The sequence below is a fragment of the Novosphingobium sp. BL-S-34 genome (assembly GCF_056857015.1).
This window is the reverse complement of sequence record NZ_CM166473.1, coordinates 2,075,757-2,097,549: the sequence shown is the minus strand read 5'-3', so window position 1 is coordinate 2,097,549 and position 21,793 is coordinate 2,075,757. Positions and strand designations below refer to the sequence as shown.

Annotated in this window: 21 protein-coding genes; 13 read left to right on the top strand and 8 right to left on the bottom strand. The window is 67.2% G+C overall.

Going from position 1 to position 21,793, the window contains the following annotated elements:
* Positions 1–212 precede the first annotated feature (212 nt).
* The 7 genes from AC1VV3_RS22890 (at position 213) to AC1VV3_RS22860 (ending at position 8,053) form a co-directional block, all read left to right on the top strand.
* Positions 213–1,205: a glycosyltransferase gene (locus tag AC1VV3_RS22890; RefSeq protein WP_482962607.1), complete on the top strand. Its 993-nt coding sequence runs from the start codon at positions 213–215 to the stop codon at positions 1,203–1,205.
* A 5-nt stretch (positions 1,206–1,210) separates the two neighbouring features.
* Positions 1,211–2,662: an oligosaccharide flippase family protein gene (locus tag AC1VV3_RS22885; protein WP_132270213.1), complete on the top strand. Its 1,452-nt coding sequence runs from the start codon at positions 1,211–1,213 to the stop codon at positions 2,660–2,662.
* A 12-nt stretch (positions 2,663–2,674) separates the two neighbouring features.
* On the top strand, positions 2,675–3,592 hold the full coding sequence (locus tag AC1VV3_RS22880) for a beta-1,6-N-acetylglucosaminyltransferase (protein WP_482962606.1): 918 nt from the start codon (positions 2,675–2,677) through the stop codon (positions 3,590–3,592).
* A 50-nt stretch (positions 3,593–3,642) separates the two neighbouring features.
* Positions 3,643–4,602 carry an aspartyl protease family protein gene (locus AC1VV3_RS22875; RefSeq protein ID WP_134096320.1) on the top strand — a complete coding sequence of 320 codons (960 nt, stop codon included), beginning with the start codon at positions 3,643–3,645 and terminating at the stop codon, positions 4,600–4,602.
* Positions 4,603–4,747: 145 nt separating this feature from the next.
* Positions 4,748–6,568 (top strand): ABCB family ABC transporter ATP-binding protein/permease, encoded by a 1,821-nt coding sequence (locus AC1VV3_RS22870; protein WP_482962605.1) that lies wholly within the window; start codon positions 4,748–4,750, stop codon positions 6,566–6,568.
* Between the two features lie 86 nt (positions 6,569–6,654).
* Positions 6,655–6,840, top strand: coding sequence for a hypothetical protein (locus tag AC1VV3_RS22865; protein ID WP_482962604.1), 186 nt, complete (start codon positions 6,655–6,657; stop codon positions 6,838–6,840).
* Positions 6,841–7,003: 163 nt separating this feature from the next.
* A complete protein-coding gene (locus tag AC1VV3_RS22860; protein ID WP_482962603.1) occupies positions 7,004–8,053 on the top strand; it encodes a glycosyltransferase 61 family protein in 1,050 nt (349 codons plus the stop codon).
* An 18-nt stretch (positions 8,054–8,071) separates the two neighbouring features.
* Here AC1VV3_RS22860 and AC1VV3_RS22855 read toward each other — a convergent pair whose 3' ends face one another.
* From AC1VV3_RS22855 to AC1VV3_RS22830, 6 genes are all read right to left on the bottom strand, one after another.
* On the bottom strand, positions 8,072–8,275 hold the full coding sequence (locus AC1VV3_RS22855) for a DUF1737 domain-containing protein (RefSeq protein WP_132270202.1): 204 nt from the start codon (positions 8,273–8,275) through the stop codon (positions 8,072–8,074).
* Between the two features lie 126 nt (positions 8,276–8,401).
* Positions 8,402–9,106 carry a phytanoyl-CoA dioxygenase family protein gene (locus AC1VV3_RS22850; RefSeq protein WP_482962602.1) on the bottom strand — a complete coding sequence of 235 codons (705 nt, stop codon included), beginning with the start codon at positions 9,104–9,106 and terminating at the stop codon, positions 8,402–8,404.
* On the bottom strand, positions 9,103–9,501 hold the full coding sequence (locus tag AC1VV3_RS22845; RefSeq protein ID WP_482962601.1) for a GFA family protein: 399 nt from the start codon (positions 9,499–9,501) through the stop codon (positions 9,103–9,105). The genes AC1VV3_RS22850 and AC1VV3_RS22845 overlap by 4 nt, the downstream gene beginning before the upstream one ends.
* A gap of 99 nt (positions 9,502–9,600) precedes the next feature.
* Complete coding sequence (gene hslU, locus AC1VV3_RS22840) at positions 9,601–10,899, bottom strand: ATP-dependent protease ATPase subunit HslU (RefSeq protein WP_482962600.1); 1,299 nt, start codon at positions 10,897–10,899, stop codon at positions 9,601–9,603.
* Between the two features lie 14 nt (positions 10,900–10,913).
* Entirely contained in the window at positions 10,914–11,483 is a 570-nt protein-coding gene (gene hslV / locus AC1VV3_RS22835; protein ID WP_132270196.1) for an ATP-dependent protease subunit HslV, read from the bottom strand.
* A gap of 152 nt (positions 11,484–11,635) precedes the next feature.
* Complete coding sequence (locus AC1VV3_RS22830; protein WP_243654483.1) at positions 11,636–12,133, bottom strand: outer membrane protein assembly factor BamE; 498 nt, start codon at positions 12,131–12,133, stop codon at positions 11,636–11,638.
* 168 nt (positions 12,134–12,301) lie between these two features.
* On the opposite strand from AC1VV3_RS22830, the gene AC1VV3_RS22825 reads away from it, so the two are divergent.
* The 5 genes from AC1VV3_RS22825 to AC1VV3_RS22805 all read left to right on the top strand — a co-directional run bounded on the left by AC1VV3_RS22825 (position 12,302) and on the right by AC1VV3_RS22805 (position 18,530).
* Entirely contained in the window at positions 12,302–12,817 is a 516-nt protein-coding gene (locus tag AC1VV3_RS22825) for a ubiquinol-cytochrome C chaperone family protein (RefSeq protein ID WP_482962599.1), read from the top strand.
* Positions 12,814–13,347: a YceD family protein gene (locus AC1VV3_RS22820; RefSeq protein ID WP_134096315.1), complete on the top strand. Its 534-nt coding sequence runs from the start codon at positions 12,814–12,816 to the stop codon at positions 13,345–13,347. Before AC1VV3_RS22825 ends, AC1VV3_RS22820 begins: the two co-directional genes overlap by 4 nt.
* Positions 13,348–13,526: 179 nt before the next feature.
* A complete protein-coding gene (locus AC1VV3_RS22815; protein WP_482962598.1) occupies positions 13,527–17,051 on the top strand; it encodes a response regulator in 3,525 nt (1,174 codons plus the stop codon).
* 22 nt (positions 17,052–17,073) lie between these two features.
* Positions 17,074–17,916, top strand: coding sequence for a CheR family methyltransferase (locus tag AC1VV3_RS22810; RefSeq protein ID WP_132270188.1), 843 nt, complete (start codon positions 17,074–17,076; stop codon positions 17,914–17,916).
* Positions 17,913–18,530: a chemotaxis protein CheB gene (locus AC1VV3_RS22805; RefSeq protein WP_482962597.1), complete on the top strand. Its 618-nt coding sequence runs from the start codon at positions 17,913–17,915 to the stop codon at positions 18,528–18,530. Before AC1VV3_RS22810 ends, AC1VV3_RS22805 begins: the two co-directional genes overlap by 4 nt.
* On the opposite strand, the gene AC1VV3_RS22800 is transcribed toward AC1VV3_RS22805, so the two are convergent.
* Positions 18,506–19,102 carry a hypothetical protein gene (locus tag AC1VV3_RS22800; RefSeq protein WP_482962596.1) on the bottom strand — a complete coding sequence of 199 codons (597 nt, stop codon included), beginning with the start codon at positions 19,100–19,102 and terminating at the stop codon, positions 18,506–18,508. The two genes, AC1VV3_RS22805 and AC1VV3_RS22800, sit on opposite strands and share 25 nt — an antisense overlap.
* 322 nt (positions 19,103–19,424) lie before the next feature.
* Between AC1VV3_RS22800 and AC1VV3_RS22795 the strand changes: the two genes are divergently transcribed.
* Complete coding sequence (locus tag AC1VV3_RS22795; protein ID WP_482962595.1) at positions 19,425–19,832, top strand: hypothetical protein; 408 nt, start codon at positions 19,425–19,427, stop codon at positions 19,830–19,832.
* Positions 19,833–19,881: 49 nt separating this feature from the next.
* Here AC1VV3_RS22795 and poxB read toward each other — a convergent pair whose 3' ends face one another.
* Positions 19,882–21,618: a ubiquinone-dependent pyruvate dehydrogenase gene (gene poxB / locus AC1VV3_RS22790; protein ID WP_482962594.1), complete on the bottom strand. Its 1,737-nt coding sequence runs from the start codon at positions 21,616–21,618 to the stop codon at positions 19,882–19,884.
* Between the last annotated feature and the right edge of the window lie 175 nt (positions 21,619–21,793).

Here is a 21,793-nt window from a genome sequence, read left to right as displayed (position 1 = left end):
AAAAAACGGCATTTCTGAAATTACCGCGGTTCCCGTGGGTTCGACCTCTTCACGGGCAAATATGGGGGTGGATCGCGGGATAACAACCCCTGGCCATTTCCCTGTCCCTGCGGGGGACCTTGGACAATCGCCTCACGCTTTCTTTACCGGCCTCGCATAAGGCAGCAGCCGGGCCATTTGCCGCCGCGTCCAGAGGGAGTTCCGAAGCGTCCATGCCGAAACCGGCGATCAGCGTTGCCATGAGCGTCTACAATGGCGAGCGATTCCTGCCGCTCGCCATAGAGAGCGTGCTTGCCCAGAGCTTTGCCGATTTCGAGCTGCTGATCCTGGACGACGGATCGACCGACGGTTCGGCGGCGATCATCCGGCGATATGCCGAGGCCGATTCGCGCGTTCGGCCGGTGATCCGCGAAAACCGCGGCCTGATCGCCAGTCTCAACCAATTGCTCGACATGGCCCAGGCGCCGCTCGTGGCCCGCATGGATGCCGACGACATCTGCCGCCCGGAGCGTTTCGCCCGCCAGGTCGCCTTCCTGACCGACCATCCGGATTACGGCGTCGTCGGAAGCTGGAGTGAGGACATCGGCGAGCACGGCGAAGCGCTGGTGCGCAGCGGGGCAGACCATCCGCTGGTCCACGAGGAAATGCTGGCGGCAATCGAGCAGGGCGAACAGCTCATCTGCCATCCCGCAGTGATGTATCGCCGCGACGTGGTGCTCTCCGTCGGCGGCTATCACGCCGCGTTCCGCCACTGCGAGGACCTGGACCTCTGGCTCAGGCTTTCCAGCGTGACCCGGATGGGCAACATTCCCGAACGCCTGCTGCGCTATCGCCGCTATCCCGACCAGGTATCCGCGCGCCATTCCACCGAGCAGCAGATTGGGGCCGTGATCGCGCGCCTGGCCTGGGAAGAGCGCCGGGACGGACGCCCGGATCCGACCGAGCATCTCTCCCGCCTGCCCGCCATCGACGAACTCGACGCACTGTTCGGGCGGAGCGGCGTATCACAGGCCGCGCGCGAGCGTGTGGCCCTGAGCCTGCGCTGGTCGCCTGCCGCAATGCGGGACGACGGCTTCGAGATCCTCCTCGACCATGTGCGCGAGGGCGGACGCCGCGATGGACTGTGGCGTACGGTCGCCCGGCTTCTCCGCTTCGGCGAGCCCCTGCGCGCGGCGCGCCTTGCCGCCGCGCTGGCGCGGAACTGAGCGCGATGTCGGTCCGCCGCGCCGCGCTCTGGTCCCTTGCCGCCCAATACGCGACGTTCACCATCCAGTTCGTCGCGAGCATCGTCATCTCGCGCCTGTTCCTGCTGCCGGCCGATGTCGGGCTGTTCTCCATCGCGCTGGCGGCGGCCATGCTGGTCTCGATCTTTCAGGACCTAGGCATCACCCGCTTCATCTCGGGCCAGCCGGAAATGAGCCCCGCGGCCCTGCCCCATTATGCCGCCGTGGCCGTGACGATCGGCTGGACGGTGGCCGTGGTGGTGGCCGTGGCCGCGCCGATCGTGGCGCACTTCTACGCCCAGCCGGCCATCGCGCCGCTGCTCTGGCTGATCGCGGCATCCTACCTGATCACGCCTTACGCCACCGTTCCTGCAGCCTTGCTGGTGCGCGAGATGAATTTCCGCACGCTCTTCCAGGTCAACGCCGGCAGCGCACTGGCCGGCAACGGCACGGCCATCGCCCTTGCCGCCTGCGGCTTCGGGGCCTCCTCGCTGGCCTGGGGCGTGCTGGCCACCGCCATGGCGCGCGCGGCCATCGCCAATCTCCATCGCCCCGTCCGTCCCCGCCTGCCGAAGGACACCGGATCGGTGCGCCCCATGCTCGGGTTCAGCTCGATGTCCTTCGTCCTGAGCGCCAGCGCCGCTATCGGCCAGCGTTCGCAGGACCTGATCGTCGGCCGCCTGCTCGGGATCGCCGCCACCGGCCTGTTCAGCCGCGCCAGCGCCCTGGCCGGCCAGCTCACCACTTTGGTGACCGGCGCCATCGGCAGCGTGTTCTACTCCGCCTTCGCCCGCAAGCGCGATGCGGGCGAGCCGCTCGCCGAGCCCTATCTCCACCTCGTGGCCTGCTATACCGCGCTCAACTGGGCGGCGATGATCGGCCTGGCCCTGGCGGCCGAGCCGCTGGTCATGCTGCTCTATGGCCCCAACTGGATCGGCTCCGCCCCGCTGCTGCGCTGGACCGCGCTGGGGGAGATCTTCTTCGTCGCCGTCCCGCTGCAAATGGACGTGCCCCTGCTGCTGGGCCAGATCCGAAAGCTCGTCTGGGTCAATCTGCTCGACACGTCCGCCGCCGTGGTGATCCTGACCGCGGGCTGCTTCATCAGCCTCGACGCCGCAGGCATGAGCCGCGTGATCTACGGCTTCGTCTGGTGGGCGATCTACGCGGTCTATCTCGGCCGGCTGATCGGCTTCCGCTTCGGGGCCTTGATGAACGTCTACGTCCGCAGCGGTATCTGCGCGCTGGCCGCGGGCGTGCCGCTGATGATCGCGCGCTGGCAAGGCATGGAGCTGGGCCTGCTCGCCCTGCTGGTGCTCAGCGCCACCGGCGTTCTCGCCTGGCTGGCAGCCCTTGCGGCGACGCGCCATCCGGCCTGGAAGGAAGTGCGCATGATGGCCGAGGCGCTGTCCCGCCCGATCCTGTCGCGCCGGGCGGGCTGACCGGCCGTGAGAATGGCCTACCTGCTGCTCGCCCACGATGCGCCGGAGCAGCTCGAACGCCTGATCGAAACGCTGCTGGCCGCGAGCGCCGAGGATTTCGCGGTGATCCACGCCGACCGCCGCTCGGCGCTCTGGCACGCCTTGCGCAAGCGCCTGCCCGGTCCCGCCGGACGCGTGCATCTGGTGGCGGACCCGGTCGCCGTGCGCTGGGGTCACTGGAGCCAGGTGGCCGCCACCGCGAAGCTGGTACGAGAGGCAACCCGCCTCGGCTGCGAACGCGCCCATCTGCTCAGCGGCACCGACTGGCCGGTGGCAGCCCGCGCGGACATGGTGCGCGTGCTGGGGGCGAACCTCTGCCATGTCGAACTGCGGCCCGGCCACATGGCCGAGCGCATGCAGACTTATCGTTTCGACACCCGCTGGCTGCGGCTCGACCCCGCGCGGGACCGGCTCGCCTATGCCGCCACCTGGGAGCTTCGCCGCCTGGCGCGCTGGCTGGACCGCACGCGCGGCAAGCTGGGACGCGAACGCGCGCAGCCCTTCGGGACCTGGGCCTATGGCTCGCAGTGGTGGTCGCTTCCCGCCGATGCGCTCGACATGCTGGCCCGCGAGCTTCCGCCGCTGCTGCGGAGCGGCCGCCTGAAGGGCACGCTCTGCAGCGACGAACATGTCGTGCCCACGCTGGTCGCGCATTTCTTCCCCGACCGGATCGCCGCCAACCAACGCTTCGTCCGTTTCCCGCAAGGTTCGTCCAGCCCGCGCCTGCTCGGCGCGAGGGACCTCGCGGAAGTGGCCGCGAGCGATGCCTGGTTCATGCGCAAGGTTTCGGCGGCGCACGACCCGTTCTTTCTCGATTCCCCTGCACTGCCGCATGCGCCGGAACGGGACGGCGGCCATGCGGAAACATTGGTGTCGCCCCGGCCCGAGTGATATGATCGACCCTGCGACATCCGCAAAATAGCGGTGCGCAGGAGAGAACGATGCCAGGAGCAGCCCTCGGGCTGACGCTCATCTTCGCCGAAGTGGCGATCCTGGGCGCACAGCCTCTCCCCCCGCCGTCCCAGCCGATCGCGGTCCAACTGCCGCAACCGGTCCCGAAGCAGCCCGGCCCGCAGCATTTCGACAGTGATATGGATGCGCCGATCCAGGGCCAGGCCGACGATGATGACCGCATGACCGTCTCGGTGGGCGTGGAGGGCCGCGGCCCCTACAACTTCCTCATCGACACCGGCTCGCAGACCACGGTGGTGTCGTCCGCGCTGGCGGGAAAGCTGGGACTGGTGCCGGGGCCGATCGTGCGGGTCATCAGCATGGGCGGCATGAGCAGCGTCGCCACCGCCCGGCTCGACTCGCTCGACATCGGGCTGAAATCCTATTCGGGCCTCACCGTGCCCCTGCTCGAACGCCAGCACATCGGCGCGGACGGGATCGTCGGCACCGATAGCCTGCAGGACCAGCGGGTCGTGCTCGACTTCACGAAGAACACCATCGCCATCGGCGATGCGCAGAGCCTGGGCGGCAGCAGCGGCTACGAGATCATCGTGCGCGCCCGCAAGAAGGCGGGGCGTCTGATCATGACCAACGCCCTGATCGACGGTATCCGCGCCGATGTGGTGATCGACACCGGTGCCAGTTCCACCATCGGCAACCTCGCCCTGCAACGCGCCATCCGCGACAGGTCCACCGGCCAGACCACTCTGCTCTCCGTGACGGGCCACGAGCTTCCCGCGGGCCTCGGCCTTGCCCGCAAGCTGCAGATCGACGACGTGAACATCTCCAACGTGCTGATCGCCTTCGCCGATGCGCCGGCTTTCAAGGAGCTGAACTTGCGCAAGCGGCCCGCCATCTTCCTGGGCATGCGCGAACTGCGGGTGTTCAAGCGGATCGCCATCGACTTCTCCACCCGGCGCATCCTGTTCGACATGCCCAAGGGGTCCTGAGCGGCTGGATTATGCCCGGAGCGGGGGTAACGCCCTGCCCGCGGCCGCAGATTGGCCTGGTGCGCAGTGCCTCGCGCCCGCCCGTCACGGGCCCCTGTCACGTCCCCGCGATTGTCTATTGGCGCCGGCACCCTAAATAGCGCCGATGCCGCCAGACACCGCCGTCACCGATTCGCGCGCCCGCCACGATGGCTGGCGCACCCTGCTGCGCTTCATGCCTTATCTCTGGCCCGTCGGAAATCCGGCGCTGCGCTGGCGGATCGTCTGGGCCTGCGTGTTCATCCTGCTGTCCACCGCAACGCAACTGGCGCTGCCCTACCTGATGAAATGGGCGGTAGACCTGATGGGCGCCACCGGCCCCAGGCTGGTGCAACTAGCGATGCTCATGGTGCTGGGCTATGCGGCCGGCCGCCTGATCCAGACCGCCTTCGACAACTTCCGCAACATCGTGTTCGAGCGCGTCGGCCAGGACGCGACGCGCGAACTGGCCGAGAACGTGTTCGGCCAGCTCCACCGCCTTTCGCTACGCTTCCACCTGGCGCGCCGCACCGGCGAAGTGACCAAGACCATCGAGCGCGGCACCAAGAGCATCGACACGATGCTCTACTTCATGCTGTTCAACATCGCGCCCACGATCCTGCAACTCGTGGTCGTGGCCGTGATCTTCTACATCAATTTCGGCCCCGGCCTCGTGATCGCGACGGCCCTGGCCATCGCCGCCTATATCTGGGTGACGCGCACGATCACCGAATGGCGCACCAAGCTGCGTGAACAGATGAACCGGCTGGACGGGCAGGCGCTGGCGCGGGCGGTGGATTCGCTGCTCAACTACGAGACGGTGAAGTATTTCTCGGCCGAGCATCGCGAGCAGGAACGCTACGCGCAGGCGACGCGGGCCTACGCCGTGGCGGCAGTGAAGAGCGAGAATTCGCTGGGACTGCTCAATATCGTGCAAGGCGTGGTGGTGAACCTGCTGATGGCCGGCGCGCTCGGCTATACCGTGTGGGGCTGGTACAAGGGGCAATATACCGCCGGCCAGCTCGTCTTCGTGCAGACTTACCTGACGCAGCTGTTCCGCCCGCTCGACATGCTGGGCATGGTCTATCGCACGATCCGGCAGGGCCTGATCGACATGGCGGAGATGTTCCGCCTGCTCGACGAACCGCAGGAAGTCTCGGACAGGCCCGGCGCCCCGGCGCTGGTGATCCAGCGGCCCTCGATCGTGTTCGACAACGTGGTCTTCGGCTACGAGCCCGACCGCCGCATCCTCAAGGGCCTGACGTTCGAAGTTCCGGCGGGCCAGAACTTCGCCGTCGTCGGTCCCTCCGGCGCGGGCAAGTCTACGCTCGCGCGGCTGCTGTTCCGTTTCTACGATCCGCAGGAAGGCCGCATTCTCATCGACGGCCAGGACATCGCCGGCATCACGCAGGAATCGCTGCGCGCCGCCATCGGCATCGTCCCGCAGGATTCGGTGCTGTTCAACGACACCATCGGCTACAACATCGGCTACGGCCGTGACGACGCGGTTCAGGCGGACATCGAATCGGCCGCTCGCGGCGCGGCGCTGATGGGCCTGATCGACCGCCTCCCGCAAGGCTTCGCCACGGAAGTGGGCGAGCGCGGCCTCAAGCTCTCGGGCGGCGAGAAGCAGCGCGTCGCCATTGCCCGCACGCTGGTGAAGAACCCGCCGATCCTGCTGCTGGACGAGGCGACATCCGCGCTCGACACCCGCACCGAGCAGGACATCCTGGCCACGCTGCACCGCGTCTCGGAAAACCGCACGAGCCTCTCGATCGCGCACCGCCTGTCGACGATCTCGGATTCGGACCGGATCCTGGTGCTCAACGACGGCCGCCTGTCCGAAAACGGCACCCATGCCGAACTGCTGCGGCAGGACGGTCTCTATGCCGAGATGTGGGCCCGTCAGGCAGCGGAAGCCGAAGCGATGATCGAGGCGGCGGAATAGCGCAGGGCGGGCAGGAACCTTGCCCGCCCTCGCGGGTTGCGCAAGGGTCCAATCCTCCGGAGCCTGCCCGCGTGAAGATCCCACCGATGTCCGCCGTCCTCCTGCACATGGCGGCCCTGGCTCCCCTGATCCCTGCGGCCGTGATCGCCGGCCCGGTTCTCGCGCAGGAAGAACCCGCGCCGGTTCGCCCGGTGGCGGCTGTCTCCGCCGAGAAGGTACAAGTCGCTCTCCCCGATGGCGCGATTCGCGACCAGGCACCTCGACCGGACTAACCCCGAACCGCTCTTCCCACGCTGCGCCCTGAAGGCGCAGGCATCCCTCGTTTCCCTTCCCGAAAAGCCCCGGGCCGACCTTCGGATTGCCCCTTTCTACGAGATCCGGAAAAATGCCCGCCACCGGCCGGCATCCGGCGCGGATTCGATCGGCAGGGAAAAGATGCTCGCCACCACCGACCCGTTTGTCAGGCACTTCGTCCAGCCGGTGCCCCGGCGCGAGCCGGTTGAAGTGCGGCTCTTCGCCGGCGAGCGGCGCCTGACGCTGGAAGTGTGCCGGCCGATGGACTTCCGCGCACTGACCCTGCTGTCGGAACGGACCTGCTCGAAACGATCCGCCGATCTCGCCGGCTTCGGTCCTCGCGCGTTGGCCAAGCGCGCGATCGGCCGGTGGGGCAAGCCGATCGACGCGGGCCTGTTCCTCGATACCCGCCACATAGAACCCAACAACGTCTCGCACCTGTTGATGGACATCGTCCCGCTGTGTCTTTCCGCCCGGCGCGCGGTGGGGGACGCCGCGTTCGTGTTCCGCCCGCTACAGCCGGCTTTTCGCGAATTGCTGCTGCAGTTCGGGATCGATCCGCTCTGCACCTATCGGCCGGTGTCGGGCGAGAAACTCAGCTTCCGGCTGGCGCGCGGGCTGTCACAGTTCGGGATCGAGGAGCATTTCGACGCGCCGCTCTACAGCTATACCGGCGAAGTCTACACCGACCACGGCGCCGCGCCCTCGGGCCGCCGCAAGCTGTTCGTTTCCCGCCGCGGCCCAAGGTCGCCCCTCAATGCGGCGCAGCTGGACGCCATGCTCGAGGCCCGGGGCTTCACCGTGGTCTACATGGAAGATCACGCGATCCCGGACCAGATCGCACTGATGCAGGAGGCCGACGACGTCGTCGCCATCCACGGGGCAGCGCTGGCCTATCTGGCGCTGAAAGCCCGCACCTCCCGGGTGATCGAGATCATGCCGCCCAGCGTCTATCACGATCACTTTCCCATCGGGATCGGGCACAAGGTGGACCGCTATGTCCAGCTGATCCCGAGCTTCGACGAGAATGTCCAGTATCAGGGCTGGGCCGAAATCTACCGGCACAAGCAAAGCCCGTTCCGTGTCGATCTGGCCCAGCTTGAGGAGGCGCTGGATGAGAGCATTCCTGGCGCAGGCGGCCCGGAAGCCGGCAAGGCCGCGCCGGCTCACCCCATCGCCATGGGCGCCTGAAAGCGCTTCCTTGTAACCTCAGTCCTTGACGACGTCGGCCTCGTGCCAGACCACGGCCTGGGCCGCCTTCATGCAGTTTTCGGCGGTATCCCACGACAGCGACGGCGAACCATAGAGCCGCCATCCCTGCGCCAATGCTTCGGACACACGTTCGCAGAAGGCACGGTCGTCAGCTCCGGTGAGCAGGCGGTAGATCGGGCGGTCCTCGGGGGTCTGGTACATCCTGGCATCTCTCTCTTGCTAGAGCGTTTCTACCGGGAGGATTCACCCGCTGGCCCGGAAAACGCGGCAAATCACGCCGCTGGAGCAGCCCGGCCGGTCGGTCGGATCCGAAGCTGCTCCAGCGAATCAGATGCCTAACCACTCCAGCCCCGCTGGCAAGTCCCCAGCCGCGTAATCGACCTGGAGCACGCGCCTGCGCCGCCCCGGCCGCGCCGCATGGCACGCGTGGAGGATCGGCGTGCGATAGAGCCAGACGTCGCCCGCCTCGGCCAGGCAGGCATGGATCGGCGCTTCGTCCACGACGGCCCCGATCCTGTCGACCCCAATGCGGCCGAGCCGGTGAGAGCCCAGCGCCACCAGCAGGGGCGCATTGTCCTCGTCCACCGGATCCAGGTGAATCCCCAAGGTCATCATGGCTTCGATCACCGCGAAGGGCGGTTCCACATGGTCGATCCCCTGCTTCACCGTCCATGGCCCGAACCCCGGCGCCGAGGCGCGGCTGCGCAGGGCGATGGTCCGGTCCTGATGCCAGCCGAGCGACCAGTCCACCCGGTCGTTCTTGTCGAACAGCACGGTCCTTACCGGCTTCCCGGGCCGGCTTCGGTGCCGGGCGACGATGGCGCCGATCGGCCCTCTGGGCGACAGTATCTCGGCCAGCTCGGGATCCCCGGCGATGCGGCATCCCGCGCGGCCATCCGGCCACTTCGCCAGCACGTCCTGCAAGTCCTTCAGGATCGGAAGCGCGCCGCCAGGACAGAGACAGGCCCCATCCCGCGCCAGATCGAGCGCCAGGTCAGCTGCCCTCGGTGCGGCCAGGTCCGGTTCGATCACCCCGGATAGCGCTCGAATTCCAGCAATTCACCCATATGCTGCATCCAGCCCACGCGTTCGGCCACCTGGATATGGGCCTGGGGCGGGAGAGCGTCCGGATCGTCGAGCGTGGCGACCTGGATGTCGACAAGACCGGGAAGATAGGCTTCGTTCGTATAGGAAATGCCCGTGCCGCAGCGGGGGCAGAAGTGGCGCATGGCGCTGCCGCTGGAGTTGTAGACCGACGGGTTTCCGGCTGTCAGCGCGAAATCCGGCGTCTTGAAGGCCGCCCAGGCCACGACCGGCGCGCCGGAGGACTTGCGGCAATCGGCGCAGTGGCAGAGCGCGACGTGTTCCGGCTCTCCGTCCACGACATAGCGCACGTCACCGCACTGGCATCCACCTTCCAACTTCATCGCGAATCTCCCTCTGATGCGGGGGAGGCTAATCGATTCGGCGGAACATTCAAGGAACAACTGAAGTCGTCCCGGGCCGGGCCCGGGACGACGGTCTGGTCAGAGAATGTACTTCGAAAGGTCGGCGTTTCCGGCCAGGCCTTCCAGCTTCTCGCGAACGTAAGTCCGGTCGATGACCACGGTTTCGCCCTTGCGGTCCTCGGCCTCGAAGCTGAGTTCCTCCAGGAGCTTTTCCATCACCGTCTGCAGGCGGCGGGCACCGATGTTCTCCACAGTCTCGTTCACCAGCGCGGCGATGTGGGCCACTTCCTGCACGGCGTCGGTGGTGATCTCCACCGTCACTTCCTCGGTTTCGAGCAGCGCCTTGTACTGCGCCACCAGGTTCGCGCGGGTTTCCGAGAGGATGCGCACGAAGTCTTCCTCAGTCAGCGCCTTCAGCTCTACGCGGATCGGCAGGCGTCCCTGGAGTTCGGGCAGCATGTCGCTCGGCTTGGCGACGTGGAAGGCGCCGCTGGCGATGAAGAGGACATGGTCGGTCTTCATCGGGCCATACTTGGTGGCCACGGTGGTGCCCTCGATCAGCGGCAGCAGGTCGCGCTGCACGCCTTCGCGGCTGACCGAACCGCCGCGCACGTCGGAAACGGCGATCTTGTCGATCTCGTCGAGGAAGACGATGCCGTTGGTCTCGGCATTGGCGAGCGCCGTGCGGGCGACGTCGTCCTGGTCCATGCGCTTTTCCGACTCTTCGTCGACCAGCTTGTCCCAGGCGTCGGGCACTTTCATCTTGCGGCGCGTCAGCTTCTGGCCGCCGAACTTGCCCATGATATCCGAGAGGTTGATCATGCCGACCGAGCCGCCCATGCCCGGGATCTCCATCGGCGCCGAGGGCGTGTCCTCGACTTCGATCTCGACTTCGGTCTCGTTCATGGCGTTTTCGGTGATGCGCTGGTGGAACGAGGCGCGGGTGGCCTCGGATGCGCCCTCGCCGACCAGGGCATTGAGCAGGCGCTCCATCGCGGCCTTGGAGGCAGCCTCACGCACCGAATCGCGGCGGCGGTCCTTTTCGAGGCGAATGGCCTCTTCCACGAGATCGCGGGCGATCTGTTCCACGTCGCGGCCGACATAGCCCACTTCGGTGAACTTGGTCGCTTCCACTTTCACGAAAGGCGCATCGGCCAGCTTGGCCAGGCGGCGGCTGATCTCGGTCTTGCCGCACCCCGTCGGGCCGATCATGAGGATGTTCTTCGGCGTCACCTCGTCGCGCAAGTCGAGCGAGAGCTTCTGCCGGCGCCAGCGGTTGCGCAGCGCCACGGCGACGGCCTTCTTCGCCTCGCTCTGGCCGATGATATGCGCGTCTAGCGCGCGGACGATGGCCTTGGGGGTCAGGTTGTTTTTCATAGTGTCCTGGAAGCTCAGATGGTCTCGACCGTCACGCGGTCGTTGGTGAAGACGCAGATGTCGGCGGCGACGGCCATGGCGCGGCGCGCGATCTTCTCGGCGTCGTCCTCGTAGCTGTCGATGGCGCGCGCAGCGGCAAGGGCATAGTTGCCGCCGGAGCCGATCGCGGTGATCTGGCTTTCGGGGCCGCCTTCGGGCTCCAGCACGTCGCCATTGCCGGTGAGCACCAGCAGGGTATCGGCATCCGCCACGATCATCAGCGCTTCGAGATTGCGCAAGTACTTGTCCGTACGCCAGTCCTTGGCGAGTTCGACGGCCGCGCGCATGAGCTGGCCGCGGTGCTGCTCCAGCTTGCGCTCCAGCCGTTCGAACAGGGTGAAGGCGTCGGCCGTGGCGCCGGCGAAGCCCGCGATCACCTTGCCGTCGCCGATGCGGCGCACCTTGCGCGCATTGGGCTTCATCACCGTGTTGCCCATGGAAACCTGACCGTCACCGGCGATGACGGTCTTGTCGCCCTTCTTCACACCGATGATCGTCGTACCGTGCCACTGGATCAGGCCGTGGCTAGCCCCGCTATTATCCATGCCGCGGGATATATGTCGGCATTCTCAGGGTTCAAGCGGGTAAGGCGCAACCACCCGCGCGCCCGAAACAACAAAAAACGTCCGCGAAACCGATATGCGGTCTCACGGACGTTTTGCAGGCGATCTCGTGACCGCCCTCTCTCCATCTGGAATCAGCTGCCGTTGGGTCCGGGGCCCGTGGGCTGGGTACCGGCACCGCCCATGCCGCCAGCGCCAACGGCGCCGATGTTGCCGAACAGGTCTTCCAGCAACCCGCGGTGACGGCCGAGGGTCGGCGTGGTGTCGCCGTTCGGGTTGATGCGGGCCACCTGCTCCATGCCGCGCTTGTCGACGCCGACGACATTGCCGGCCGGATCGAAGCGCACGCGCAGCACGGTCTGCTCCGAGGTCTGCGGACGGCGGAACGGTGGGGTCTTCACCGTCTGCGAGATGTAGTAATAGTCCTTCTCGCCGAACTGGCTGACGAACGTCGGGCGGCCGAGCGTCTTTTCCACCGAGAGGCGGTTGTCGATGCCGGGCTGCACCGAATCGAGCAGCGTCTGGTCGATCAGGTAACCGCGATGGTCGCGGACCGACGTGCATCCTGCCGTCAGCGCAGCCAGCGCCAGCGCGATGCCTGCCGCCTTAGCCATGTGACCGTAACTGCGCATTTTCCCACTCCATTCGGGGCCGAGGCCTGGTTCGGGCATTGCCACCCGGCGCAGGGCCCATATATCGGCCAGATAACGGCACCGAGCCTTAGAGCCCGCCAGCCCGTCACGCAATGGGCGTTGGGGCAGGTCGATTGAATTGCCGATGAACGAAAGGTCAGACTGTCCGTGTCCTTGCTTTCCCGTCTCGTCGGCAAGAGTTCCGACCCTCGCGCTGAAGTCCGTCCGCTCTGGCACCGGGTGGTGGAAATCGCCCGCGAAAAGCCCTGGTATGCGCAGTTCGGCGTGGCCGATACCGTGGCCGGCCGCTTCGATGCGGTCACGCTGGTGCTGGCGCTCGTCATGCTGCGGATGGAACGGGACGGCGCGCTCATCACCCCCTCGGTCCATCTGACCGAGCTGTTCGTGGACGACATGGACGGCCAGCTGCGCCAGTCCGGCGTGGGCGACCTGGTGGTCGGCAAGCGCATGGGCAAGCTGATGAGCGTGCTCGGCGGCCGCATCGGCGCGCTTCGTGAAGCGCTGCCGCAAGGCGGCGCAGCGCTGGCCGAAGTCCTCGGCCGCAACGTGACGCTGATCGAGGGCGCCGACCGCCTGGCCCTTGCCGCCCATGTGAAGGCGCTGGCGCACCAGCTCGACGCCGTTTCCGATCCCGACCTCATGAACGCGAGCATTGCGCGATGACCGACACCCCTGCCTTCAAGCCCGAATTCTCCCGCAGCCTCGACATCCGCCAAGCCGAAGTCAAAGCCGCCCACCGCGTCGAAGCCGACGCGGCCGAGCGCGCCGCGCTGGCGGTGCGTTTCGGTCTCGTGCGGATCGACCGGCTCGCCGCCGACATCGAACTGGAACGCCGTGATCGCAAGGTCGAAGGGCGCGGCCGGATCAAGGCGGACTACATCCAGGCCTGCGCCGTTTCGGCCGAGGATATCGCCGTATCGCTGGACGAGCCGGTGTACTTCCGCTTCGTTCCCCAGGCCGGCGATCATACGCCGGACGAGGAAATCGAACTCGATTCGGACGATTGCGACGAAGTCGAATATACCGGCAGCCATATCGACCTCGGCGAAGCGGTGGCGCAGAGCCTTGCGCTGGCCATCGATCCGTTCCTGACCGGGCCGGAAGCCGATGCCGCGCGCAAGGCCGCCGGAATCGGCACGCCCGAAGACAGCGGCCCCTTCGCGGCGCTGAAGGGCCTTGGCCTGAAGGAGTGACTGGCGCCGGGTGACGCCCGGCCGGGGAGAATCCGAAGGGTTTCGCCCGAATTGCGGCCACCTGCCGCCGTGGAAGCGCGGAGATTGCGCTCAGGATTTCCATCTGGTGACGGAACGCCTTGATCGCTGGCGTATTTCGCCGCAAGCGGGAGGTTCCGCTCTCCTTTCCTGGTAGGCCCATGAATTCACCATTCCCGCAGACCGATCCTGCCCAGCAGATTCTCGGCAGTTCTTCCCTGCGAAGCCGGTCGCGCCCCGGTCTCGATCCCAAGACGACGTTCGGCCTCGCGATCGCGATCCTGTTCTTCCTGGCCAGCGGGACGGTGGCCTACCTCAATGTGCGCGTGCTGCGCGACGATGCCGCCAGGATCGTCCATTCGCACGAAGTGATCGTGTCGCTGAACGGCCTGCTTTCGGCGGTGCAGGATGCCGAGACCGGGCAGCGCGGATACCTGCTGACCGGGCGGGAGAGCTATCTCGACCCTTACCGCAGCGCCCTGGCCGATGTCGGCGGGCAGCTTGAGACGATCACCGCGCTCACCCGCGACAATCCCGATCAGCAGAGCCGCCTCCAGCCGCTGCGCCGCCATATCGATGCCAAGCTGGCCGAGCTGAAGGAGACGATCGAGGCGCGCAGGAACGGCGGCCTCGAAGCCGCGCTGCTGCTGGTCGCCTCGGATCGCGGCAAAGTGGAGATGGACGCGGTCCGCAGCCAGCTCGCGCAGATGCAGCTGGAAGAGGCGCGGCTGCGGCAGGAGCGGCTCACGGAAATGGAGCAGGCCTATAAGTCGGCCTGGTCGAGCGGCGTGGCCTCCTGCCTCCTGGGCATCGTCCTCACCCTGGTGATCGGCTTCCTGATCCGCCGCGCGGCGATTGCCGCGGGGCAGCGCGAGTGGCTGCAATCCGGCCAGGTCGGCCTGGCCTCCGCCGTGCTGGGCGACCAGCCGGTGGAGCAACTGGGCGAGAGCATCCTGGCCTTCCTGGTCCGCTTCGTGGGCGCGCAGGCAGGCGCGGTGTTTTCCGGGGACGGCCATCACTTCCGCCGGGTCGCGGCTTACGGCGTGCCCGAGGATGCAGGCATCGTCGAGCGCTTCTCGCTGCGGCAGGGCCTGCTGGGGCAAGTCGCGGCGGATGGCGAGCCGGTGCTCCTGGCCGACATTCCCGACAGCTACCTCACCATCGGCTCCACTTTCGGCAGCGACAAGCCGCGCCATCTGCTGATCGCCCCGGTCGTGGCGGACGAAACGGTCCACGGCGTGATCGAGCTGGGCTTCCTCCAGCCGGTGGAAGACCAGGTCCTGACGTTCCTGCGCGAGATTTCCAACGCGGCGGGCGTCGCGCTGCGCTCGGCCCGCTACCGCGCCGACTTGCAGCACCATGCCGAGGAACTCCAGGTCCAGAGCGAGGAACTGCGCGTCTCCAACGAAGAGCTGGAAGAACAGGGCCGCGCCTTGCGCGAATCGCAAGTGCGGCTGGAGCACCAGCAGGTCGAGCTGGAACAGACCAACTCGCAGCTGGAGGAACAGGCCCAGCAGCTTGAGCACCAGCGCGACGATCTGGCCCGCTCGAATGCCGTGGTCGAACTGAAGGCAAAGGAGCTGGAGCAGGCCAGCCGCTACAAGTCCGACTTCCTGGCCAACATGAGCCACGAATTGCGCACGCCGCTCAATTCGCTGCTGATCCTCTCCAAGCTCCTGGGCGACAATCCGCGCGCCAACCTCTCGGGCGAGCAGGTGCAATATGCCCGAACCATCGAAGCGTCCGGCAACGATCTGCTGGCGCTGATCAACGACATTCTCGACCTTTCGAAGATCGAGGCCGGGCATTTGCAGATCCGGCCCGAGACGGTTCTGCTGGACCGGCTCGCCAGCGACATGCGGCAGGTCTTCCAGCCGGTGGCGCAGACGCGCGGGCTGGACTTCGAGATCCGCATCGCCCCGGATTGCCCCGCCACGCTCGATACCGACCGCCAGCGCCTGGAGCAGATCCTCAAGAACCTGCTGTCCAACGCCTTCAAGTTCACCGAGGGGGGCAGCGTGCGGCTGGAGATCGCGCCGGACGGCGACGATGCCCTGCTGCTGGCGGTCACCGACACCGGCATCGGCATTCCCGAAGACCAGCAACGCGCCATTTTCGAGGCGTTCCGGCAGGCGGACGGCACGGTGAACCGCAAGTACGGCGGCACCGGCCTTGGCCTTTCGATCTCACGCGAGCTGGCCCGCCTGCTGGGCGGCGCGATCTCGCTGGCGAGCGTGGCCGGAAAGGGCAGCCGCTTCACCTTGCGCATGCCGCTCGCCCATGACCCGGCGCAGGCCGGGCCGGGCAGCGCGAGTGCCCTTGCACCGGCGCTGCCCTCGGTCTTCGCGCCCGCCCCTTCCGGCATGCCGCAATTCACCGCGTCCCAGTTCGCGGCGTCCCCCCAGCCGGCCCCGCCTACGCCTCCCGCCGGGCGCGCACCGGCCGCGGCCGTCCTGCCGCGCCCGGTCGAGGACGACCGCGACACGGCCGCCATGGCCCAGCGCGTCCTGCTGGTGGTCGAGGACGATTCCTCCTTCGCGGGCATCGTGCGCGACATGGCGCGGGAGATGGGCTTCCAGTGCCTCGTTTCCGGCACCGCCGAAGAGGCGCTGCAACTGGCGCGCAGCTTCCTTCCCCATGCCGTCGTGCTGGACATCGGCCTGCCCGACCAGTCCGGCCTCGCCCTGCTCGACCGCCTGAAGCGCGATGTCGAGACGCGCCATATCCCGGTCCACGTCGTGTCGGGTTCCGACCATACGCAAACCGCCCTGTCGCTGGGCGCCATCGGCTATCTGGTGAAACCGGTGAAGCGCGAGGATCTTTCGGCCGTGCTCCAGGCCCTGGCCGCCAAGCTCGATTCCTCCACGCGCCGGGTGCTCATCGTCGAGGACGACCCCGTCCAGCGCGACGCCGTGGCGCGGCTGCTGACTTCGGGCGATGTCGAAACCGTGGCCGCCGCCACTGCCGCCGAATGCCTGGAGCTGCTGGCCAGCCAGACATTCGACTGCATGGTGCTGGACCTCGCCCTGCCCGATGCCAGCGGATTCACCCTGCTGGAAACCCTCAGCCGCGAGGGCGCCTATGCCTTCCCACCGGTGATCGTCTATACCGGCCACGACCTGACGCCGGACGACGAGCAACGCCTGCGCCGCTATTCGGATTCGATCATCATCAAGGGCGCCCGCTCGCCCGAACGCCTGCTCGACGAAGTGTCGCTGTTCCTGCACCAGGTCGTCACCGAAATGCCGCCAGAACAGCAGAGCATGATCCAGCAGGCCCGCAACCGCGACGCGATCCTCGAAGGGCGGCGCATCCTGGTGGTGGAGGACGACGTGCGCAACGTCTACTCGCTCACCAACATCCTCGAACCGCAAGGCGCGGTGGTGGAGATCGCGCGCAACGGGCAGGAGGCGATCGACGCGCTCGACCGCTCGTCCGGCGATGACGGCCGCCGCATCGACCTGGTGCTGATGGACGTGATGATGCCGGTGAAGGACGGGCTCACCGCCACGCGCGAAATCCGCCAGGACCCGCGCTGGGCCAAGCTGCCGATCATCACCCTGACCGCCAAGGCCATGCCCGACGACCAGGAACGCTGCATCGAGGCGGGCGCCAACGACTACATGTCCAAGCCGCTGGACGTGGACAAGCTGCTCTCGCTGGTCCGGGTCTGGATGCCGCGATGAAGCAAGGCGCGGGACGATCGTGATGGAGAACGACAGGATCCAGGAGGAGAAGATCGAGGATATCGAGATCCGCCTGCTGCTGGAGGCCCTCTACAGCCGTTACCACTACGATTTTCGGGGCTACGCCCAGGCCTCGCTGAAACGGCGCTTGCGGCAGGCCCGCGACCAGCTCGGCCTGCCGACGTTCTCGGCGCTGCAGGACCGGATGCTGCGCGATCCCGCCATCGTCACGCGCCTGCTCGGCTTCCTGACCGTGCAGGTCAGCGAACTGTTCCGCGACCCCGCCTATTTCCGCGCCATTCGCGAGAAGGTCGTGCCGCATCTGCGCACCTACCCCTCGCTGAAAGTCTGGATCGCAGGGTCCAGCACCGGCGAGGAGCTCTATTCCTTCGTCATCCTGTTCCGCGAGGAAGGGCTGGAGGACCGGACGCTGTTCTACGCCACGGACATCAGCCAGGAAGCGCTGGACGCCGCCGCGCGCGGCATCTACCCGCTCGACCGGATCCGGGCCTTTACCGAGAACCACCAGCTTTCGGGCGGAAAGTCCTCGCTCTCCGACTATTATTCCACGGCCTATGGCCGCGCCGTCTTCGACAAGAGCCTGCGCGACCGCGTGGTCTTTTCCGACCACAGCCTGGTCACCGATGCCGTCTTTGCAGAGATGCACCTGATCTCCTGCCGCAATGTCATGATCTATTTTGACCGGGAATTGCAGGACCGCGCGGTGGGACTGTTCCGGGAATCGCTGGCACGCAAGGGCTTCCTGGGGCTGGGCGCGCGGGAGAGCCTGCGCTTCTCGCAATATGCCGGGGCCTTCAGCGCTTTCGTGCGCGAGGAGAAGATCTACCAGAGGCGCGATCCATGACCGAAAGCGCCCCGAGCGCGCCGCGTGCGGTGGTCATCGGGGCTTCGGCCGGCGCGGTGGAAGCGCTGCTGCATGTGCTGCCGCAGCTTCCGCGCGGTTATCCGCTGCCGGTGCTGGTCGTCGTCCATGTCCCGCCCCAGCGTCGCAACGTGCTGGCCTCGCTTTTCGCGACCCGCTGCCCGCTCGACGTGCACGAGCCCGACGACAAGGAACCGGCCGCGCCGGGCACGATCCTCTTCGCCCCGCCGGACTATCATATGCTGGTGGAGGCGGATCGCACGATCTCGCTTTCGGTGGAGGGACCGGTGCAGTTTTCCCGCCCCTCGATCGACGTGCTCTTCGAAAGCGCCGCCGATGCCTATGGCCCGGGGCTGATCGGCGCCGTGCTCACCGGCGCCAACCATGACGGCGCCGAGGGCCTGGCCGCCGTGGCCGCGGCCGGAGGCATGGCCATCGTGCAGGACCCCGCACAGGCCGCCTATCCGGTCATGCCCGAGGCCGCCCTAGCCCTGACGCCGCACGCCGAGCGGCTGACCCTGGACGGGCTGGTGCGCCGCCTGCTGGCCGCCGGCGATCGGTCTTCCGGAAATCAGGCCGGCGAAATCAGCCGGTAGGCGCCGCCCATCAGCCGCGTCACTTCCTCGCTGCTCAGGACATATTGCGGCTCGTAGCCCAGGCCCGAGCGCGTGGTGCGCCGCCAGTGATCGACGTAGAGGCCCTTGTCCGGTCCGAACACCGAATGGACGTGGCGCGCCAGTTCGGCCGGACAGTTGGCGGAAGCAGCCTCACGGAAGATGGCGATGTCGGCCACGTAAGGCCCGACCATGACCCAGACGTGCCCGCTCCAGTGCAGGTTCTCGGCGCCGAATACGGCGGGGCCGTCCACCGGATCGCGGCGGCCATGAACCGGCGTTCCATCAACCGAGAGCACCCCAGCCACCACCTGCACGGGCGCGGCAAGGTGCCGTTCGAGCTGTACCGCCAGCGCCGCGCTCAGCCAGGCAGAAGCCGCGCGATCCTCGCTCGCGGCCTTGGGAAAGACTTTCAGGATCTCCACCGCGCAGGCCGCCAGCCGGGCCTTGTCGCCATCCGGCATCTCGTAGGCCTTGAACGCCTTGGCCGCGGCCCAGCCGTGCTGCGCGGCCACCAGCGTGCCGAGCTGGATCAGGTCTTTTGCACCTATCATCTGAAAACCGTCATCCGAAAATTCCTGCTGGTCGCGCCCGGGGCCTGTCCGAAACCTGCCACACAGGGCCGATCCCGGTCCCCGAGCGGCCACTGGCCCGGCCCCTTAGAGGAGCTTGGCAACCAGGCCAAGCACGGTTTCGCCAGGGCGCGCCGAACGCCGCGCAAACAGCGGCGGCCTTCCGGCACGCACCGATCATGACATTTCCCGTTCACCCCTTGCCCGCGGCGCTGCCGGGATGCGATCAGCGAAGGTCAACCTTCTGTATCCGGCCCCTGAATTTCGCCCCTGAAACCTGCCCCTGAAACTTGAAAGAATCATCATGCGCGCGCTTCGCCTTCCGGCCCTGACCTTCTCCCTGGCCGCCGCCCTTTCGGCACCCGCGGGCGCGCAAGTGAAGGACAGCCACGGCAACGAACTCCATGTCGGCAGGCCGCTGAAGCCGGTGGCGGACTATGACGGCGGCACCGTCAGCAAGGGCCGCCCGGCGCAATGCGTGCTGGACGGCGATCCGCGCAAGGTCTGCACTTTCTATCCCCGCAACGGCGACGGCAGCTTCGCCATCGACGTGGAAGGCCGCGCCTACTACGCGGACAAGACGGCGCCGAACCGCATCACGGTGGACTACGACAACGGCGCGCGGATGGTGCCGCAAGGCGCCTTCACGCGCAGCCCGCGCGATCCCGCCTGCTGGGTCCAGGGTGCCAGCCGCAAGATCTGCGTCTATTGATGGCGCGCCGGGCGGCCGGCGTTCCCGCGCCGGCCGCAGCGACGCCCAGTCAATGCCAGAGGTTGGTACGCGCCAGATCGACCAGCTCGTCGCCGCGACCGCTCATCACCGCCCGCAGCATGTAGAGCGTGAAACCCTTGGCCATCTCGGCATTGATCTTGGGCGGGATCGGCAGCTCGGTCCGGGCGACCACGGCATCGACTAGCACCGGGCCGTCATGGGCCAGCGCCTCGGCCAGGCCGGATTCGACGTCGGCCGGGTCTTCCAGCCGGATTCCCTTGATGCCGATCGCCTCGGCCATGGCCGCGAAGTTCGGATTGTCGAGTTCGGTGCCGAATGGCAGGAAGCCGGTGGACTTCTGTTCCACTTCCACGAAGCCCAGCGTGCCGTTGTTGAAGACCACGATCTTGGCGGGAAGGCGGTACTGGCGCAGCGTCAGCAGGTCTCCCATCAGCATGGCGAACCCGCCGTCCCCCGATAGCGAGATCACCTGCCGACCGGGAAAGGCGCATTGCGCGCCCAGCGCCATCGGCATGGCATTGGCCATGGAGCCATGCCAGAGTGAGCCGATCAGCCGCCGCTTCCCGTTCATCCGCAAGTAGCGCGCCGCCCATACTGTGGGCAGGCCGACATCGAAGGTGAACACGGCATCCTCGGAAGCCAGGTCGCTGAGCGCCTTGGCCACTTGCTGCGGATGGATCGGCGTCTTGCCCGGCTTGCCTTCGGCCAGCCCGTCCAGGTCCTTGCGGGTGCGGCGATAGTGCTCGACCGCCTTGTCCAGGTGCTTGCGATCCGGCTTGTCCGGCAGGCGCAGCAGCAGCGCGCGGATCGTCGCCCCCACGTCTCCCACCACGCCCAAGTCCAGAGAGGCCCGGCGGCCGAGCTGGCCGGGCCGGATGTCGACCTGCAGGGTCCGCACATCGGAGCCGGTGGGGTAGAACTGGCGATAGGGAAAGTCCGTCCCCAGCATCAACAGGATGTCGGTATCCATCATCGCGTAGTAGCCGGAGGAGAAGCCGATCAGCCCGGTCATGCCCACGTCGTAGGGATTGTCGTACTCGACGTGCTCCTTGCCTTTCAGCGCGTGGACGATCGGCGCCTTGAGCTTTTCCGCCAGCGCCAGGAGTTCGTCGTGTGCGCCTTCGCAGCCCGAGCCGCAGAGCAGGGTCACGCGCTTGTCCGGCTCCAGCATGGCCGCCAAGGCATCGAGCTGCGCCTCTTCGGGCACGACCACCGGCGGCTTGGGCAGCAGGCCCAGCGGCTTGGGCCAGGCCTCGTTGGCGGCGGGCTTCAGCGCCACGTCTCCGGGGATGACCAGGACGGAGACGCCCCGCTCGCCGATGGCGGTGCGGATCGCGATTTCCAGGCTGCGCGGCATCTGCGAAGGATCGGAAACCAGCTCGCAGTAATGGCTGCACTCGCGGAACAGCTCCTGCGGATGGGTTTCCTGGAAATAGCCCGAGCCGATCTCGGGCGAAGGGATCTGGGCGGCGATGGCCAGCACCGGCACGCGGGAGCGGTGGCAGTCGAACAGGCCGTTGACGAGGTGCAGGTTGCCCGGCCCGCAGCTTCCCGCGCAGACCGCGATGCTGCCGGTCAGATGAGCCTCGGCGCCGGCGGCGAAGGCGGCCACTTCCTCGTGGCGAACATGGATCCATTCGATCCGGCCATGGGCGCGGATGGCATCGGTCAGCCCGTTGAGGCTGTCACCGACCACACCGTAGACTCGTTTGACACCGGCGGCTTCCAGCGTGGCAATGAATTGTTCGGCAACGTTCCTGGCCATGTTTCACCTCGTGTCGGGACATCGAATGGGGCACCGAAGGGTTCAAACCCCTCTCCCGGCGAAGGGTGCCACGAAGCTGACAGTTTTCGGCGCCTGCGCAACCATGCCAAGGTATGACGTGCCGTTCCCTCCGCCCCATTGGGCTTTTTCGGGGATTTTTCGCCGGGACGTGCGG